The organism is Actinomyces sp. 2119, assembly GCF_003591215.1.
Taxonomy (GTDB): domain Bacteria; phylum Actinomycetota; class Actinomycetes; order Actinomycetales; family Actinomycetaceae; genus Actinomyces; species Actinomyces lilanjuaniae.
Map to the genome: position 1 here is coordinate 76,421 of NZ_QYRR01000001.1, position 17,897 is coordinate 94,317.

The following is a 17,897-nucleotide window of genomic DNA, read 5'->3' on the forward strand; positions in this document are numbered from 1 at the left end:
GTGCCGGGCATGGAGGATGCCGGGTATGGCACGGGACAGGTACCTAGAAAGCCGTCTGGCGGCTGGCTGGACGGGTGGCGGGGGCGTGGGTGCTCCTCGCGGGGAGGCTCCGGCGGACCAGGCTCTCCAGGTCCTGGCGGCAGCAGGTTTTAGTGTCGGCTCGGCGCTGGGTCGACGAGCTGGGGCCACGTCTCCACGGCGCTGTGTGGACCCGCAGGGGAGGGACGTGGTCCTCCGGGTCCTGCCGCTGCCAGAAGGCGTTGGTGGCGCAGCGGCACTGCGCAGGCTGGCCGGGCTGCGCAGCCTGCGGCACAGGGCGCTGGTGGCGGTACGCCATGTCGTCGCCCTCCCGTCCCACCACGTCGGTGTCGCCGTGGACCTGGTGGACGGTGTGAGCCTTGATGTCGTCTTGGCCGCCCGGGGTAGGCTGTCGGCTTCCCAGCTCGCGCTGCTGCTTGACGAGCTCGGATCGGCCCTGGCCCACCTGCACGAGCACGGCTGCGTCCACGGGGATGTCTCCGCAGGTAATGTGGTAGTCACGCAGGAGGGGCGTCCGGTTCTCATCGACCTTTTTGGCTCAGTCATGGAGGCGGGAACAGGAGACTGCGCTCCGCCTGAACGGCGCTCTGGCGGCCCCGCCACACCGGCTGCCGATGTCTATGCCCTGGCTGCCCTGCTGCGGCAGTGTGCCGGTGCTGGTGGTGCCGCTGGTGACGGCCGTCGGGCACGCCGCGTGGACCGGCTCCTGGCGGACGCGCTCAGCAGTGCTCCCGAGGACCGTCCCAGTGCGCGCGATCTCGCCGCCCGCTCAGCCCAGCTGGGGCAGCCCCGGGGAGTTGACCTGCCCGACGGCGCCCGCCTGGCGGCCGGTTCGTTGCGTGCGGCCGCTGACGCACCCACGCGAGTCGTAGGACCCCGGTCGCGACAGGGACCTTCCCGGTGGTACTCGCTGCCCGTCTCAGGACGTGCGGGTCGTGCACGACGTTGTGGTCCCCGGTCCCGCCGTGGTGAGGGGTCTTCCCGGGGAGGCGGCCGCCACCGCGCCTGCCGACGGGGCGGGGAAGTCCCAGCGGTGGCGCGGACCTCCTGCCTCCTGGGCGCAGCTGCCGTGGCGGCGGCCGTGGTAGCAGTCCTGGTTCTTCAAGTTCTTCAAGGGCCGGGCGGGCCTCTGGCAGGCTATCTGTCTGCCCTGAGGGCAGACACGGTGACGGCCACGCCACCGGGGGCTGCAGCAGAAGAACCGGACCAGGGCTCCCGGACTGCTGCATCCCTGCCCGCTCAGGTCTCCCAGGAAGCGACGCGCGAGACTTCCCAGGGGTCAGGTGCCACCCCGGCGGCGCCAGAGGAGCAGCAGGGGCCAGCCCGGCAGGAGACAGAGGAAAGCCTGGTCAGCGTGGTGGTCTCCCTGGCTGCGGCTCGTGACCAGGCGCTTATGGACGGCGACGAGGAGGCCCTGGCTGCGACCACGGTGCCGGGCTCGCCAGCCGCTGCTGCGGATGCGCAGATCATGCGCGATCTGCTGGCCGCGGGAGAGACCGTGACCGACATGACCACATCCGTGAGCCAGATTGCTGAGGTAGAGGTGCCCGCTGGTACGAGCTGGCCTGGCGCGCGGGCCGTGGTGGTCACCCAGTCTCAGGCCCCGTCTGGGCGGGTCAGCGCCGGGACTCACAGGACGGTCCCGGCCCAGGCCGCTCGCCAGGTAGTTCTTGTCCTGGTTCCACACCCGTGGAGGGTGGCGGAGGTGCGCTCCTACGACCTATGAAAGAAGAAGGCAGGGGGCGCAGGGCGGGGAGGAGTCTTGAGGAGACAAGCAGGGCCTGGTGAGCCAGCTCTGCTGGCTCACCAGGCCCTGCCCGCGTGCACCGCTCAGCGGTTTCTTGCGGCGTCTACTACAGCCCCAGGTCGCTGCGGAAGTCACCCTCCTCAAGACGGCTCTTGACCGTCATGAGGTAGCGTGAGGCATCGGCACCGTCCACCAGGCGGTGGTCGTAGGACAGCGACAGGTAGCACACAGAGCGGATGGCGATGACCTCGTTGCCGTCCGCGTCCTTGATGACCCGAGGCTGCTTCTGGATCGCCCCCAGGCCCAGGATCGCAACCTCCGGCTGGTTGATGATCGGGGTGTCGAGCACAGCTCCGCCCGAGCCGGTGTTGGTCACCGTGAAGGTAGAGCCAGACAGTTCGTCAGGGTTGACAGCGTTGTCCCGTGTGCGGGCAGCCAGGTCGTTGATCCGCCTGGCCAGACCGACGATGTTGAGGTCGCCGGCGTTCTTGACTACGGGGACCAGCAGGCCGCGCGGCGTGTCCACGGCGATGCCGACATGCTCCACGTCGTGGTAGACGACCTCCTTGCCCTCGATCGAGGCGTTGAGCTTGGGGTGAGCCTTGAGCGCCTCAGTGGCCGCCTGGACGAAGAAGGGCAGGAAGGTCAGCTTGGTGCCGTTGCGGGCCAGGAAGTCGTCCTTGGCCTGGGCGCGCAGGGCCGCCACCCGCGTGACGTCCACCTCCACCACCGTCGTCAGCTGAGCAGAGGTCTGCAGGGAGGTCAGCATGCGCTCGGAGATGACCTGGCGCAGACGACTCATCTTCTCCCGCCTGCCTCGCAGGAGCGTATCGACCTGCGGCCTGGTCGAGGCACCGGTCGCAGGGGCGCCAGCGGGAGCGGCCTCGGTGGTGGGGGCAGTGGCGGCGGTCTCCTGGGTGCGGGCAGCAGCCTGCCGGGCCTCCTCCTGCGCCTGAGCCGCAGCCTCGACGTCCTGCTTGCGAATACGTCCTCCGACACCCGTGCCGGTAACGGTCAGCAGGTCCACCCCTGCGTCCCGAGCCAGCTTGCGCACGATCGGGGTGACGTAGGCGGCCGGTGCTGCCGCTGTGGCCTCAGACGCGACCTCCTCCTGCTGGGAGGCACTGGAGCTCTCGGGGGCTGCGGGTCCGGGGGCAGGAGCCTCGTCCTGCGGGACCTCCTGGGCCTGGGAGCCTGCTGAGGCGCCTGGCTCCTGCGCTGGTGCGGCGGGCTCCTGCTCAGGAGCAGAGGGCTGGGGGGAGCCTCCGGCCTCGGCCGGGTCACCGATGACGGCCAGGACCGTCCCGACCTCAGCAGTCTCATCCTCAGCGACGAGGATCTCCAGGACCGTGCCGGACACGGGAGACGGCACCTCAGTGTCAACCTTGTCCGTGGCCACCTCCAGCAGCGGCTCGTCGACCTCGACGGTGTCTCCTACGGCCTTGAGCCAGGACGAGACCGTCCCCTCGGTCACTGACTCGCCCAGAGCGGGCATCTTGACGGACTCGGACATTCCTGTCTTCCTTCCTTGACTGACCTTGACTGACCGGAACGGCTCTACTGACCAGGGTCGTCCCGGGTCATCCGTGGTTGTGCAGCGGCTTGCCCGCCAGGGCCATGGCGGCCTCCCCGAGCGTCTCGTTCTGGGTGGGGTGCGCGTGGACCAGGGCGGCTACGTCGTCGGCGTCCGCTTCCCAGGAGACCATCAGCTGCCCCTCGCCGACCTGCTCGCCCATGCGGGCACCCACCGCGTGGAAGCCCAGGACCGGGCCGTCCTTGAGGGAGACTAGCTTGACAAAGCCCTGGGTGCCTAGGATCTGGCTCTTGGCGTTGCCCGCAACGTTGAACTCCGCGGTAGTGACGTTGTCCCTGCCGTGGAGCTCCACGGCCCGGGCCTCTGACAGGCCGACTGAGGCGATCTCCGGCTCGCAGAAGGTCACCTTGGGGACCAGATCGTCCTCGACCGGGCGGGGATCCAGACCAGCGATCTTCTCCGCGACCACGATCCCCTGGGCGAAGCCGCGGTGGGCCAGTTGGACTCCCGGGACGATGTCTCCCACCGCCCACACGCCCTCGACGTTAGTGCGACCGTACCCGTCAGTCAGGACGAAGCCACGGTCCATGGACACCCCGGCCTCCTCATAGCCCAGGCCCTGAGTGGCCGGCCCGCGGCCCACCGCGATGAGGAGGACCTCGGCATCAAAGGTCGCCCCGTCCGCGGTACGGACGCTCACCCCGCCCTCGTGGCGGTCCACCGACTCGAACATGGTAGAGGTCCGGAAAGCGATACCGCGCTTGCGGAAGGCCCGCTCCAGCTGCCTGGAGACGGCCTCGTCCTCGTTGGGAACCAGGTGGTGCAGCCCCTCGATGATGGTCACCTGGCTTCCCAGCGACGCCCACGCCGAGGCGAACTCGACGCCGATGACTCCTCCGCCCAGGATGACGGCTGAGGCCGGGACGTGGTCGAGCGCCAGGGCCTCCTCGGAGGTCATGACCGGTCCGGAGACCTCCTGGCCGATGGTCTTGGAGAAGGATCCCGAGGCCAGGACGACGTTCCTCCCGGTCAGGCGACGCCCGTCCACCTCGACGGTGTCGCTGGACACCAGTCTGCCCCACCCCTGGACGACCTCGATCCCGCGGGAGGACACCAGGCCCTCAAGCCCCTTGTACATCCGGGAGACGATGCCGTCCTTGTACTTTTGGACGGCGGCCATGTCCACACCCTCCAGGGAGGCGCGTACGCCGACGGCTCCCGCCTCGCGCACGGCGTCAGCCGTCTCTGCCGCGTGGAGGAGCGCCTTGGTGGGCACGCAGCCGCGGTGCAGGCAGGTCCCTCCCACCTTGTCGGCCTCTACCAGGGCCACACTAAGCCCCAGCTGGGCACCGCGCAGGGCGGCTGCGTACCCACCTGAGCCAGCTCCCAGGATGACCATGTCGTACACAGTGTCTGTCACGAGTCTACTCTCCTCAGCTCGCTAGGTTGCTGGTAGTCGCTGGTATCGGCGTACGTGCCGCTGCGAGGCGGCCCGGCACCCGCGTTGTTATTGTTCCATCCGCCTGCACGGCGCACCCTCTAAACGCGGATGCCGTCCCCGACCAGGTCCCCACATTACTATGCGACGCGTCACTGTAGAGAGGTGTCCGCGTGCTGTGTCCCTATGGATTCCGTGCCTGGGTACAGAGGAGTTCTGTCAGTGTGGCAACTCCCACTCCGGTTCCGCCGACGGGAGTCAGGCCCCACGGAGCAGAGCCGTTGAAGGCGGGACCGGCCACGTCCAGGTGCGCCCAGGGCGTGGACCCCACAAACTCCCGAAGAAACAGCCCGGCAGTGAGCATTCCCGCGGCGCGGCTGCCGACCTTGGCGTTGCGCAGGTCAGCGACGGGAGACTCCAGGCTGCTGCGCAGGTAGGCGGGCAGTGGCATAGGCCAGAAGGCCTCTCCCGCCCGCCTGGCAGCGGCGACGACCTCGTCGCGTACAGCCGGTGTTCCCATGACGGCACACACGCGCTCACCCAGGGCCACGACCTGGGCTCCGGTCAGGGTCGCCACGTCAATGACGCGGTCGGGCGCCTCCGCTACCGCCAGGGCCAGGGCGTCGGCCATGACCAGGCGTCCCTCGGCGTCGGTGTTGGTGACCTCCACGGAGGTGCCGTCAGCCGTGATGACGACGTCGCCAGGGCGCTGGGCCTCGGGGCCCGGCATGTTCTCCGCCAGGGCTAGCCATGCCGTGACCCGCACCGGCAGGCTCAGACGGGAGGCGGCCAGCACGGTGGCCAGGACGGCGGCCGCTCCCGCCATGTCGGACTTCATGTCCGGCATGGCGGCGGGCGGCTTGAGGGACAGGCCGCCGGAGTCAAAGGTGATCCCCTTTCCTACCAGCGCCGTGTGAGTGCGCGCCGTAGGCGGGTCCCACCGCAGGCGCACCAGGCGTGGGGGGCGCGAGGAGCCCTGGCCCACCCCGAGCAGGGCGCCGAGACCCTCCCGAGCCAGGGCTTCCTCGTCCCAGACGGTGACCTCCAGTGAGGCATCCTGGCCCATCTGGGCGGCCCGCTGGGCAAGGGCCGACGGGGACAGCCAGTTGGCAGGCTCGTTGACCAGGTCCCTGGCCAGGGACGTGGCCTGCGCCAGGACGCGCGCCTCCTCCACGACCTGGTGGGCCTGCTGGGTGGTGTCGTCGCGGGCCAGCGGGGAGAGCAGGAGGATCTTGTCCACGGGTGCTGCCGACACCTCTGGTGAGTCCGGTGAGGGGGTCTTGAGCGCCTGGGTCGTGGCGGCTGCGCTGCCTGGAACGGTTTGCGCAGGCTGCTTCGCGCGTGCTCTCCAGGAGTAGGCTCCCAGCAGGGCTCCCTCACACACGCTGCGCAGCTGGGCGAGGTCCTGCGTCGGCAGCGCCATGGCGACGTGGGAGGTGCCACCCAGGGCGCGCGTGGCCCGTCCGGCCGCCCGCCGCAGGAGACCGAGCCGGTCCTCACCCAGGGCCGGGGCGTCGTCGGGCAGGGGGCCAGGAGCATCCGGCTCGGTGCTGAGCAGGTGCCAGGACCGTCCCAGGCCGACCACCAGGACCGTGGAGGCAGCCGTGGGCACGGTCTGCTGCGGGGGCGTGGTCGGCTGGGTGAGAAGTGTCTCTTGCCCGCGGTGCGCGGTAGGGCGTACCGCGCTGGCGGGGACCCGGACCACGGCGTCCTGCTCCGCCGAGAACCCAAGGGTAGGTAGGAGGGCCTCCAGCGCGTCGGTGTCGATAACGGCGGTGCCGTCGCTCATGCGTGGCAGCGTCCCGCCCGTCACGAGCTCGGCGGCCTCCCGGCCGGGGGCAGCGGCCAGAACCAGGACGTCGACGGCATCAGCCGCGGAGCCGGAGGGAAGGAAGGAGGAGAGGCTGACTGTGGTCACGAGACGAATGGTAGCGTCAGCCGCGACGGGGCAGTGCCCGACCAGGCGGCTGCTGGCTGGTTGCAGGGTCGGCCGGAGAATGGAACAGGTGCGTCTGCTGCTCCAGGACCCTTGAGAGGCTGGGATATTTATGGAAGAGCGCCCCCGGGTGCGCACAGTGAGGGACACGCGTCGGCCCGCCTACGGGTGGGGGAGGATCCTCGTCGTGGTCTTCGCAGCCTTTGGGGCGGCCATCCTGGGGCCGGCCCTGCTGGCCCTGGTGCGCCGTCCTGACGAGGCGCCCCTGCTGGAGTCCTTCAACGCCCTCGGTGGCCTGCTCTACCTGCTGCTGTCGGTCTCCGTGGCGCACAACGGGCGCCGGATGCGCAACGTCGGCTGGATGAGCCTGGCCGCGCTGGCGACCATGGAGATCCTCATCGGGGCGCTGTCCCTGTCACCCACGTATACGGGCCTGGATGTGTTGGTGTGGTCTGACGGCGGCAGGTCGCTGGGCTACCTCCCCCTGCTCCTGCCGGTCGTGGCAGCGGTGTGGATGTGGATGTCCGATCCCAGGCGTATCGTGGTCAACGCGGAACGGATGACCGAGCTGTCCGACACGCTCACAGAGCGCTCTCGTGCAGTGTACGAGGCGCACCGGGAGGCGGGGGGTGTCCCCGCCGCAGAGCCCTCGTCAGGGGTCTCTCCAGGAGATCAAGAGGAAGGGGGCCAGCAGGCCTAGCCCTAGCCGCCCTAGCCAGGTCCTAGCTCAGGTTGGCGACGTGGACGGCTGCGCCGTCCTCGGCTGCGGCCTCAATGCCCCAGACCTGCCGGAAGAAGCTGAGTTCGGCCTCGTACTGGCGGCGGATGCTGGCAGCCGTGCGCAGCCCGTGGCCCTCTCCGTGGAAGATCTCCAGGGCGACCGGGGCGCCCTGGGCCAGCAGGGCCTCGTACATGAGGGTGGCCTGCTCGGCGGGGACGACAGGGTCCTCGGACCCCTGAAGCAGCAGGAGAGGCGCGGTGATCTCCTCGACGTGGTTGATGGGGCTGCGCTCGGTCATGACCGGGTCGTCAGTGTCCTGGGTGCCGAGAAGCTGGCCGATGTAGCAGGACTCGAACTTGTGGGTAGTGCGTACCAGGCGGGTCAGGTCGGCAACGCCGGAGCTGGAGGCGGCCGCGGTGAAGACCCGGGAGCGGACCAGGGCAGACAGGGCCGTGAAGCCTCCGGCGGAGGACCCGCGGATCGCGACCCGGGAGCCGTCCACGGTGCCTGAGTCGATAAGGAACTGTGCGCCCGTGACGCAGTCGTCGGCGTCGTAGACGCCCCAGTTGCCCTCCAAGGACCTGCGGTAGTCGGTGCCGTAGCCTGTTGAGCCGCGGTAGTTGACGTCCAGGTAGGCGAAGCCGCGGCTGGTCCAGTACTGGATCCGCAGGTCATAGCCCGGCCAGGCCGAGGCCGTGGGTCCTCCGTGGGCGTTGACGATCAGCGGGGGCAGCTCGTCGGCGGGCCCGACGTGGGTGGCGGAGGCCGGTGGGTAGTAGAAGCCGTGGGCCGTGGCCCCGTCGCTGGTGGGCCAGGACACAGGAGTGGGGAGGGACACGCCAGCGCTGTCAGGGCGGAACTCCCCGGAGTCACGCAGGACCTGGACACGGCTGTTCCTGACCTCGACGATGCTGGGCAGCGCCAGCTCGTTGGAGGCCAGCATGACGACCCGCCCCTCGGAGGAGGCGACGTTGCCCAGCGGCTGCCAGCCGACGTTCCACTCCTCGAGCTCCCCGTTGGCCAGCTTGATGGTTCCCAGGTGCGAGACGGCGTCGCGTGACCAGGAGGTGATGAGGCGCTCGTTGTCGAGGACGTCGTAGGAGTGCGGTCCCAGCTGCCAGGCCGGGTAGCTGAAGGAGGCGTCCGCGGGGTGGAGGGCGCGGGTGCGCAGGGCGGTGGTCCAGCGGTCCCCGCTGGTGCCCCGGCGGGGGAAGCCCTCGGTCCGGTAGAGGTTCCAGCAGCCGGAGGAGTTCGAGCTGTGCACCAGGTCGCACTCTTCGGTCCAGCGTGGCTCGGCCACAGAGCTGCCGCGGCCCCCGTCCAGGACGGTCTGCTCGCCCAGGGAGCCGTCTGGCATCAGTTCGCCCACGTGCAGGGAGGCGTTGTCCCACGGCATCCCCGGGTGGTCCCAGGTGATCCAGGCCAGCAGCCTGCCGTCAGGGGACAGGGTGGGGGAGACCACGAAGTCGGTGCCTGAGACGAGGGTGCGCACAGGGGTGTCGTCGCGGGCCGCGGAGCCGTCCAGGGGGACGGCTACCAAGGTGTTGACCGGCTCACCCTCGCCCCGGTGGTCCTCTCTGACGGCGTAGACAAGGCCGCGGGCAGTATCGATTTCCAGGTCGCCGTGACGAACTTCACCGTAGATAGTGAGGGGGACGAGGCCCCGGATACGGTGGGCGACGTCATAGCGGTAGAGACGGCCGTCCCTGGCGTGGGAGACGACCACGATACCGCTGTCCACGGCGTAGGCCCGTCCTCCGTACTCGTGGACGCGGGTGCGAGCGTCGACGAGCTCGTCAGCGGGGGTAAGCGGCAGCACCTCACCGACCTGTCCGTCCGCGTCGCGGCGCAGCAGGACGTTGCGTCCCGCCTGCGAGGCGCGCTGCTCCACCCAGTAGGTGTCTCCGCCGTCCACGCGCACCTGGGACAGCCGCACGGTCCGGGTGGTGATGGTGCCCGGTGCGATCGGTGAGGGCCAGGTGCCGTAGGGCGCGGTGGTGCTCATGGTTCCTCCTTGGAGCGGGGCGAGGCGGCCCCTGGGACGTGCCGGGCGGTGACGGGGCTGCTGGGGCCGGTGCCCACCATAGTGGCTGGTGCTGGCTGGCGTGAGCCGGGTGACACGGTGCGAGCGCGCCTGCCACCCGGCGCAGGGCTTCCCACCTCGGCAGAGGGGGCGTTGTGGGCGCAGGTGCGCCTATGCTGAGGTACCTGTACCTTCCCGGTCAGCGGGACCGCGCAGCGCCGGTAGAGCCGGGTCGGCGGCGCGGGGCCGTCCCGGGCTGCGGGCCGTGTCCGCGGTTCCGCCCGGGGGAGTGGAAGATGATCAGAAAAGAGAGTGAGGGGGACGCCTGTTGCCTGCTGCCCAGCACCGTGAGCACCATGGCCGCACAGACCGCCCGCAGGCCGTTGGGCCCGTGCTGGGCCTGGTGGGCCAGCCCCGTGACCTGGACCGGCTCACCAGTGACGAGCTGGTGGCCCTGGCCGCTGAGATCCGTGGCTTCCTGGTGGCCAGCGTAGCGCGCACCGGCGGGCACCTGGGTCCCAACCTCGGGGTGGTGGAGCTGACGCTGGCTCTCCACCGCACCTTCCGCTCCCCTCGTGACATGATCATCTTCGACACGGGTCACCAGGCCTACGTCCACAAGCTGGTGACGGGCCGCCAGGACTTTAGCCGACTGCGGGAGCGGGGCGGCCTGTCCGGGTACCCCTCGCGGGCGGAGTCGGTGCACGACGTGGTGGAGAACTCCCACGCCTCGACCTCCCTGTCCTGGGCTGACGGCGTGGCCCGCGCGCACCGGCTACGAGGCGAGGAGGACCGCCACGTGGTCGCCGTCATCGGTGACGGTGCCATGACCGGGGGGATGGCCTGGGAGGCGCTGGACAACATCGCGGTCTCCTCCGACAGGCACCTGGTCATTGTCGTCAACGACAACGGACGCTCCTACGCGCCCACGATCGGCGGGCTGGCCCACCACCTCGACGCGCTGCGTACCAACCCCGGCTACGAGCGTGTGCTAGCCGGGGTCAGGCGCGCCCTGCTCGCCCAGGGCCCGCCTGGACGAGCGGCCTACGACGCCCTCCACGGTCTCAAGCGGGGACTCAAGGACGTGCTGGTGCCCTCGGCCTTCTTCGAGGACCTGGGCATCAAGTACACCGGACCGGTGGACGGCCACGACATCACCGCGCTGGAGTTTGCCCTCACTCGGGCGCGCGAGTACTCCGAGCCGGTGATCGTCCACGTCATCACCCAGAAAGGCCGCGGCTACACTCCAGCGGAGGAGCACGTGGCGGACCGGTTCCACGCCGTGGGGCGGATCCACCCGGAGACCGGCCTGCCTGTGGTGGCTGAGCGCTTCGGCTGGACGGCCGTCTTTGCCGAGGAGGTCCTGGCCATGGCCAGGCGTGACGAGCGGGTCGTGGCGGTGACCGCGGCCATGCAGGCGCCGGTGGGGCTCCAGCCCCTGGCCGACGAGATGCCCGAGCGAGTCGTGGACGTGGGTATCGCCGAGCAGCACGCCCTGACGGCCAGCGCGGGCATGGCCTACGCGGGCATGCACCCGGTGGTGGCCCTGTACGCCACCTTCCTCAACCGGGCCTTTGACCAGGTGCTCATGGACGTCGCCCTCCACCGGGCCGGGGTCACGATCGTCCTGGACCGGGCAGGGCTGACCGGTACCGACGGGCCCAGCCACCACGGTATGTGGGACATGGCCCTCATGGCTCACGTTCCCGGGCTGCACCTGGCTGCTCCCCGAGACGAGGACACGATGCGGGCCGCGCTACGCCACGCGGTCAGCGTCGGGGACGCACCTACCGTGGTGCGCTACCCCAAGGGGGAGCTGCCTGACCCGCTGCCCGCCCTGCGTGTGCTCGACGACCTTGACGGCGGCCACGGCCCCTTCGACGCGGTGGACGTGCTCGTGGAGGAGCCGGGAGACGGTCCTGACGCTCCCCGGGTGCTTATTGTCGGCGTGGGTGCCATGGCCGCGGCCGCGGCCGAGGCCGGGCGGCGGCTGGGCGGCGCCTGGCCGGTGCCTGCGCAGGGCCAGGCGGGGCTGGCGGGCGGGGTCGCCCCGGCCGTCACGGTGGTGCACCCGCACTGGGTCGTGCCCGTACCGTCTCCTCTGGTCAGCGCCGCAGCGGCTGCCGACCTCGTCGTGGTCGTCGAGGACGGCCTGGTCGAGGGCGGTATCGGCTCCCAGCTGCGCGACGCCGTCGAGACCGCCGTCGAGACTGCTGCCGTGCGCGGTGCCGGCGCCGGGGCAGGACACGGTCCGCTCAGTGTCGGTGCGGGCGGCGGCCCGGTCTTCAAGCGCCTGGGGGTCCCCCGCGCCTTCGTGGGCACGGACACCCGCTCACAGCTGCTCCGCGAGCTGTCCATGGACGCCGAGGGCATCGTCACGGCCACCCGCACGACACTGGACGTCCTGGTGCCGGGCCGTCGTGACGCGGCAGCGCTGACAGCGCTGCCGTGGGACGCCCGTCCTAACCCGGCGACCCGGCTGCGCTCCGACACGTCTGCCCCGCCTGCGGCCAGGGCCTGACGACGCCTTGCCCCGCCTGGCATCAGCCAGCTGCTCCGTCGTCCTGCTGCCCCGCGAGCGGGATCGCCCCGGGCCGGGACCTTTGTCCCCGCACGGCGGTGCTGGCGGGCTTCCTGTGAGTCATCGCACCGAGGTGGGCGGGACCTGCGGCCCAAGGGAGGCGCCGGTGGCTCTAGGCTGGTTATGGCGGCACGCTGGACGTGCCGTCACGCCTCACAAGGGCGTACACAAACCCCGGTGACCCTCGGTCACCCAGCTGAGGAGGGCATGACGGATGACCACCATTGAGGTCACACCATCCGCCACCGAGACTGTCGGCAGCAGCATCCAGGAGGGTGCGTGGGAAGGGTTCGCTGCCGGCCCGTGGACGCGCGACATCGACGTCCGCGACTTTATCCAGCGCAACTACACGCCCTACGAGGGCGACGCCTCCTTCCTGGAGGGTGCCACGGACAAGACCCTGCGTCTGTGGGACACCCTTGAGAAGGACTACCTCTCCCGGGAGCGCAAGGTCCGCATCCTCGACGTCGACACCCATACTCCCGCCGATGTCGACGCGTTCCAGCCCGGATACATCAGCGATGACGATGACGTCGTCGTCGGACTGCAGACCGACTCGCCGCTCAAGCGGGCGATGATGCCCAACGGCGGATGGCGCATGGTGGAGACGGCGATCAAGGAAGCCGGCAAGGAGGTCGACCCCGAGGTCAAGAAGATCTTCACCCAGTACCGCAAGACGCACAACGATGCTGTCTTCGACATCTACACGCCGCGTATCCGCGCGGCGCGCTCCTCCCACATCATCACCGGCCTGCCCGACGCCTACGGCCGCGGCCGAATCATCGGCGACTACCGCCGCGTGGCGCTCTACGGCGTCGACTTCCTGATCGAGCAGAAGCAGCAGGCCAAGGACGCCGTGGCCGACCAGCCCTTCTCCGAGCACTGGGCCCGCTACCGCGAGGAGCACGCTGAGCAGATCAAGGCTCTCAAGAAGCTCAAGCGCATGGCGGAGTCCTACGGTTACGACATCTCTGGCCCCGCGCGCGACGCCCACGAGGCCGTCCAGTGGACCTACTTTGCCTACCTGGCCTCCGTCAAGTCCCAGGACGGTGCTGCCATGAGCATCGGGAGGCTGTCGGCCTTCCTGGACATCTACTTCGAGCGGGACCTCTCCAAGGGCGTCATCGACGAGTCCCGGGCGCAGGAGCTTATCGACAACATCGTCATGAAGCTGCGGATCACCCGCTTCCTGCGCACGATCGACTACGACCAGATCTTCTCCGGGGACCCCTACTGGGCGACCTGGTCAGACGCGGGCTTCTCCGAGGACGGCCGTTCCCAGGTGACCAAGACGTCCTTCCGGCTGCTGCAGACGCTGCGCAACCTCGGCCCCGCCCCGGAGCCCAACATCACGATCTTCTGGGACGAGGACCTGCCACAGGGCTACAAGGACTTCTGCGCCTTGATCTCCATCACGACCTCCTCCATCCAGTATGAGGCCGACGAGCAGATCAGGGACCACTGGGGCGATGACGCGGCTATCGCCTGCTGCGTGTCCCCGATGAGGGTGGGCAAGCAGATGCAGTTCTTCGGCGCCCGCGTGAACTCGGCCAAAGCTCTGCTCTACGCCATCAACGGAGGCCGGGACGAGATGACCGGTAGGCAGGTCGTCACCGGCCTGCCGGGAATCGAGGGCAACGGGCCGCTGGACTTCGACGAGGTGTGGGACAAGTACGAGAAGATGCTGGACTGGGTCGTGGCGACCTACGTCGAGGCCCTCAACATCATCCACTACTGCCACGACCGCTACGCCTACGAGTCGATCGAGATGGCCCTGCACGACTCCGAGATCGTACGCACCATGGGCTGCGGGATCGCAGGCCTGTCGATCGTGGCCGACTCCCTGAGCGCCATCAAGTACGCCAAGGTCCTTCCCGTGCGTGACGAGACCGGCCTCGTGGTGGACTACATCACCGAGGGCGAGTTCCCGATCTACGGCAACGACGACGACCGGGCCGACGACATCGCCGCGACCGTGGTCCACACCATCATGTCCAAGATCAAGGCACAGCCCTTCTACCGGGACGCCATACCCACCCAGTCGGTGCTGACCATCACCTCCAACGTGGTCTACGGCAAGGCCACGGGGTCCTTCCCCTCGGGCCACAAGAAGGGTACTCCCTTCTCCCCCGGTGCCAACCCGGAGAACGGCATGGACACCCACGGCATGGTCGCCTCCATGCTCAGCGTCGGCAAGCTCGACTACGACGACGCGCTGGACGGGATCTCCCTGACCAACACCATTACCCCGCAGGGGCTGGGACGCACCCTTGAGGAGCGCGTGGCCAACCTTGTGGGCATCCTCGACGCGGGCTTTGTGCCCGAGGAGGACTACGCAGAGGTCTAGAAGAGGTCTAGAGGTGTCTCGCCCTGCACGGGACGACGACCCTTAGGCAGCGCGGCCACCTCGGCGACCACCGTGGCGCCTCAGACATCGGCAGATATCTCAGACAACCCACCACCAGAAAGGACCAGTCATGGCTACCTACGAGGAGCGCCTCGCCTCCATGAAGGCGCAGCGGCAGGACAAGGGCGGCGTCAAGGGTCTCTACCACGCCAACATCAACGTCCTTGACCGCAACACCCTTGAGGACGCGATGGAGAACCCGGACAAGTACCCGAACCTCACGGTGCGTGTCTCCGGATACGCGGTCAACTTTGTCAAGCTCACCCGGGAACAGCAGCGTGACGTCCTGGAGCGGACCTTCCACTCTCAGGCCTGAGGCCCCAGGCCGTCGGCAGGCAGCGATACTGAGGTGACGATGACCCAGTCCGCGACAGCTCTTCGCGACAGCGGCCGGGACCAGGACTTCCTGGCTCCGGCCGCGCGCCTGCGCGGAGCCGGGATCGGCGGGCTCGAGGAGCTCACGGATCTTCAGCGCTCTGAACGCCTGGCCAGGATGCGGTCCGGAGAGCTGGGGTCGATCCACTCCTGGGAGCTGGTGACCGCAGTTGACGGTCCCGGGACACGTATGACCATCTTCCTCAACGGCTGTCCCCTGCGCTGCCTGTACTGCCACAACCCTGACACCTTCCTCATGAAGGACGGTGAGCCGGTCGAGGCGGAGGAGCTTCTACGGCGGATGCGTCGCTACCGGCGCGTGTTCCGCGCCTCCCAGGGCGGTATCACCCTGTCTGGGGGAGAGGTGCTCATGCAGCCGGCCTTTGCGGCCAGGCTGCTGGCGGGAGCCAAGAGCATGGGAGTCCACACCTGTATCGACACTTCCGGCTTCCTCGGCGCCAACGCCACCGAGGAGATGCTGGAGGACATCGACTTGGTGCTTCTTGACGTCAAGAGCGGGGACGAGGAGACCTACAGGAAGGTGACTGGCCGGGCGCTGGCTCCTACGATCACCTTTGGTGACCGGCTCGCGGCCGCAGGCACCGAGGTGTGGGTGCGTTTCGTCCTGGTTCCCGGTCTGACTGATGAGCCGCGCAACGTGGAGAACGTCGCTCGTATCGTCGAGCGCTGGCGCTCGGTCGTGTCCCGCGTAGAGGTCCTGCCCTTCCACCAGATGGGCACGGACAAGTGGGACGCTCTCGGTCTCGACTACAAGCTGAAGGAGACCCGCCCGCCCGAGCCTGAGCTGGTGGAGTCGACCCGGGAGATCTTCCGCTCCCACGGCTTTACCGTCCACTAGGCCTCGACAGTCCCCACCCGCCGTGTACTCCCGCTCTACCTGCGGTCTCAACCTACCTGGCTGACCGGGACCTACCGGGAGAGAGACGTGGCGATCGCTGCCGCCGTCTGCTCCACCTGCCAGGGACGTGCTCCTGCGGCCTCCAGACGCTGGCAGACCTCTGCGGTGCTGATCTGGCGCCGCAGGTGGTCGTGGCGCTCCTCGCCGATATCCCAGGCGATCCGGCGCTGGGCTTCGGGAGCCAGTAGCAGCTCCTGGGGGACGCGTACAGCGGTGGAACGTGCGTGCAGTGCCTGGCGTACCTGCTCCAGGGCGGTTGCTGCCTCCGGGTGGTGGCGCCGCCAGGAGCGGGGGCGCGGCAGCTCGCCGGGGCCCAGCGGGGCGCGTGTGGGGGGAAGGTCGGCGTCAGGCAGCGTCAGCGCCCGCTCAATTGCCCGCCACCAGCGTTCCTGGTGCTGGCGTGCCTGGCGGGAGGAGAACTCCCTGAGCGAACCCATCTTGCGCCGCGAGGTAGGGCGGTAGACGGCGGCAGCCACAAGGGCCTGGTGGGGGAGCACCTTGGAGGGGCTGAGGTCCAGCTCGGCGGCTAGTTCCTCGCGAGCAGTCCACAGCTCTCGCAGGACCGCTAGTGACCGGGGGGAGCGGGAGGCCTTTCCGGCGTGCGGGACCCTGCGCCACGGGTCGGGCCTGGTCTGTCTGGGTGCCCGGGTGCGCAGGTGCTCGAACTCCTGCGCGGCCCACTGCGCCTTCCCGGCACGTTCTAGCTCCTCACCCAGCGCCTGGTGCAGGTCTAGGAGGTGCTCGACGTCCAGGGCGGCGTAGACCAGCCAGGCCGGTGGCAGGGGGCGTATGGACCAGTCAGCAGCCGCGTGGTCCTTGGACAGGCGCAGCCCCAGGGTGTCCTCGATGAGCGGGCCCAGCCCGACCCGGTCACGTCCCAGGAGGCGGGCTGCCAGCTCGGTATCGAAGAGGCCGGGTGGGTACAGGCCCAGCGCGTGCAGGCACGGCAGGTCCTGGTCAGCAGCGTGCAGCACCCAGCTCGGCTGGCTCATGGCCTGTGCCAGTGTAGTGAGGCTCCCGGCGCTCAGCGGGTCAACGAGCACGGTTCCCACGCCGTCGCGACGCAGCTGGATGAGGTAGGCGTCCTGGCCGTAGCGGAATCCGGAGGCGCGCTCGGCATCGACGGCCACCGGTCCTGTCCCGGTGGTGGCCAGGGCGTGAGCGGCTGCCGCCAAGGCGGCAGGGGAGTCCGTGACGGCAGGAAGGCCGTCACGTGGGCGCGGGTAGGCGACGACGTGCTCGGGCGGGACCGGGTGGTCAGTGGTTCCGGGAACCACGGCAGGTCGGGGGGCGGCTACGGCCCCTTCCTGGCGAGGTACGGCCGCAGGCACAGGTGGACAAGGCACGAGAACACATGCTACAGCTCCTGCCAGAACTGGTCCTACCGGGGAGTCCCGGCCAGGCTCAGGGGCCTGACCCGGGCTGGCTCGTGCCCGGAGGCCACGAGGATCAGCTCGTACCAGGCCGTGAGGTGGGGGCCCAGGTCGGGGGTGTTGGGGGACCAGGAGGCGCGTATCTCAGCGTGCCCGCAGGCGTCACTGAGATCGAGTCCTCCGAAGGTCTCCGACAGGACCCTGGTGACCGTCCCGACAAGGGCGTGGTAGCCGGCCCTGGCGTCAGCGAGGGAGTCGGTGAGCCAGGACCACGCGGCTGAGCTGAGCAGGGGATCCGCGTGGAGCTCCTCGTCAAGGCGCGCCCTCACCATGGCGACCATGCGGAAGTCCGAGTGCCAGGCACGCTGCCCGGAGGGATCGTAGAGGATGACGAAGCGGCCTGAGCCAACCGGCACCTCGTTGACGGTCTGGACGGTCTCTGCCGTCAGGGCGGCAGTGAATGGCGCCATGCGCCCAGGCCCGGGGACCTCCTCCAGCACCAGCCCCCGGGGGCGGGGCGTGTCGCGGACAGAAAGGAGCGCCTCCTCGAAGCGAGGGGGGAAGGAGCCTGCCCGCCCCTGCCGCGTCCTACCACTGCCAGTCACGGCTCTCACGCTAGCGGCGCTGCGCCGGTCTGCGGTGGTGCCACGCCGCGCGACGGGCGCGGCACGCGGGGCCGCAGTGGTGTCCAACTCAATAGGCTGCCTGGGGTGGGCACACCGGTGCTGAGGGGCTATATCCTGGTCCACTAGTCGGGTGCCGGTTACGGGCCTGGCGTGCTTAGCTGTCACAGACCCCAGGAGG

At 69.4% G+C, this 17,897-nt stretch carries 11 protein-coding genes and 1 pseudogene; 6 read left to right on the plus strand and 6 right to left on the minus strand.

All coding sequences use genetic code 11. The features are described 5' to 3' along the window. Positions 1–25 precede the first annotated feature (25 nt). Positions 26–1,765: a protein kinase domain-containing protein gene (locus D4740_RS00345; RefSeq protein ID WP_243106985.1), complete on the plus strand. Its 1,740-nt coding sequence runs from the start codon at positions 26–28 to the stop codon at positions 1,763–1,765. Between the two features lie 127 nt (positions 1,766–1,892). Here D4740_RS00345 and sucB read toward each other — a convergent pair. From sucB to D4740_RS00360, 3 genes and pseudogenes are all read right to left on the minus strand, one after another. Then, positions 1,893–3,308, minus strand: a pseudogene (gene sucB / locus D4740_RS00350) (2-oxoglutarate dehydrogenase, E2 component, dihydrolipoamide succinyltransferase); the annotation flags it as partial. A gap of 58 nt (positions 3,309–3,366) precedes the next feature. After that, positions 3,367–4,740, minus strand: a complete 1,374-nt coding sequence (lpdA, locus tag D4740_RS00355) for a dihydrolipoyl dehydrogenase (protein WP_119834972.1) — start codon at positions 4,738–4,740, stop codon at positions 3,367–3,369. 202 nt (positions 4,741–4,942) lie between these two features. Then, a complete protein-coding gene (locus D4740_RS00360; RefSeq protein WP_119834973.1) occupies positions 4,943–6,676 on the minus strand; it encodes a leucyl aminopeptidase in 1,734 nt (577 codons plus the stop codon). A 130-nt stretch (positions 6,677–6,806) separates the two neighbouring features. On the opposite strand from D4740_RS00360, the gene D4740_RS00365 reads away from it, so the two are divergent. Further along, positions 6,807–7,394: a hypothetical protein gene (locus D4740_RS00365; RefSeq protein WP_243106986.1), complete on the plus strand. Its 588-nt coding sequence runs from the start codon at positions 6,807–6,809 to the stop codon at positions 7,392–7,394. Positions 7,395–7,416: 22 nt separating this feature from the next. On the opposite strand, the gene D4740_RS00370 is transcribed toward D4740_RS00365, so the two are convergent. Then, complete coding sequence (locus D4740_RS00370; RefSeq protein ID WP_119834974.1) at positions 7,417–9,420, minus strand: S9 family peptidase; 2,004 nt, start codon at positions 9,418–9,420, stop codon at positions 7,417–7,419. A gap of 346 nt (positions 9,421–9,766) precedes the next feature. Between D4740_RS00370 and dxs the strand changes: the two genes are divergently transcribed. The 4 genes from dxs (at position 9,767) to pflA (ending at position 15,660) form a co-directional block, all read left to right on the plus strand. Further along, entirely contained in the window at positions 9,767–11,959 is a 2,193-nt protein-coding gene (gene dxs, locus D4740_RS00375; protein WP_119834975.1) for a 1-deoxy-D-xylulose-5-phosphate synthase, read from the plus strand. A gap of 274 nt (positions 11,960–12,233) precedes the next feature. Further along, a complete protein-coding gene (locus tag D4740_RS00380) occupies positions 12,234–14,366 on the plus strand; it encodes a pyruvate formate lyase family protein (RefSeq protein ID WP_119834976.1) in 2,133 nt (710 codons plus the stop codon). A gap of 130 nt (positions 14,367–14,496) precedes the next feature. Continuing rightward, positions 14,497–14,742 (plus strand): autonomous glycyl radical cofactor GrcA2, encoded by a 246-nt coding sequence (gene grcA2 / locus D4740_RS00385; RefSeq protein ID WP_119834977.1) that lies wholly within the window; start codon positions 14,497–14,499, stop codon positions 14,740–14,742. Positions 14,743–14,781: 39 nt separating this feature from the next. After that, positions 14,782–15,660 carry a pyruvate formate-lyase-activating protein gene (gene pflA, locus D4740_RS00390; RefSeq protein ID WP_119834978.1) on the plus strand — a complete coding sequence of 293 codons (879 nt, stop codon included), beginning with the start codon at positions 14,782–14,784 and terminating at the stop codon, positions 15,658–15,660. Between the two features lie 71 nt (positions 15,661–15,731). On the opposite strand, the gene D4740_RS00395 is transcribed toward pflA, so the two are convergent. Beyond that, entirely contained in the window at positions 15,732–17,066 is a 1,335-nt protein-coding gene (locus D4740_RS00395; RefSeq protein WP_259390564.1) for an HRDC domain-containing protein, read from the minus strand. Positions 17,067–17,101: 35 nt separating this feature from the next. Continuing rightward, on the minus strand, positions 17,102–17,698 hold the full coding sequence (locus tag D4740_RS00400; RefSeq protein WP_119834980.1) for a DUF3000 domain-containing protein: 597 nt from the start codon (positions 17,696–17,698) through the stop codon (positions 17,102–17,104). Between the last annotated feature and the right edge of the window lie 199 nt (positions 17,699–17,897).

What these genes read in the sequence shown, in the direction of transcription:
- D4740_RS00345 (WP_243106985.1), top strand. Translation starts at nt 26, where the DNA reads ATGGCACGGGACAGGTACCTAGAAAGCCGTCTGGCGGCTGGCTGGACG.
- D4740_RS00365 (WP_243106986.1), top strand. Translation starts at nt 6,807, where the DNA reads ATGGAAGAGCGCCCCCGGGTGCGCACAGTGAGGGACACGCGTCGGCCC.
- D4740_RS00370 (WP_119834974.1), bottom strand. Translation starts at nt 9,420, where the DNA reads ATGAGCACCACCGCGCCCTACGGCACCTGGCCCTCACCGATCGCACCG.
- D4740_RS00380 (WP_119834976.1), top strand. Translation starts at nt 12,234, where the DNA reads ATGACCACCATTGAGGTCACACCATCCGCCACCGAGACTGTCGGCAGC.
- grcA2 (WP_119834977.1), top strand. Translation starts at nt 14,497, where the DNA reads ATGGCTACCTACGAGGAGCGCCTCGCCTCCATGAAGGCGCAGCGGCAG.
- pflA (WP_119834978.1), top strand. Translation starts at nt 14,782, where the DNA reads ATGACCCAGTCCGCGACAGCTCTTCGCGACAGCGGCCGGGACCAGGAC.